Raw genomic sequence first — 245 nt, 5'->3', positions numbered from 1 at the left:
TAAGTTAGACTTTTCAAGTAACTCAGAAAAACTTGGTAGGGTGATTGATAATTCAATGATTTCCTAGGAATTCTATTTCTTTTATCAGCTATAGCTGTGGACGTCGACACACGAAGTCTTCTGGCAATATCTGTTAGTGACACCTTTTCAGTAAGGAGCTATGCAACTTTTTGCCGGACTAGATTGGAGATTTGGCAGTTTTTCTCAACGATAGATGTCTCAGCTACCGTGACTCGTCTACAACT

General features: G+C 39.2%; 1 pseudogene. It reads right to left on the bottom strand.

The features are described 5' to 3' along the window. Positions 1–95: 95 nt before the first annotated feature. Positions 96–245 (bottom strand): annotated as a pseudogene (locus tag HMPREF2877_RS10855) (helix-turn-helix domain-containing protein); the annotation flags it as partial.

Source organism: Streptococcus sp. HMSC072D03, from assembly GCF_001812855.1.
GTDB lineage: Bacteria > Bacillota > Bacilli > Lactobacillales > Streptococcaceae > Streptococcus > Streptococcus salivarius_D.
This window is presented reverse-complemented; position numbering and strand designations above follow the sequence as displayed.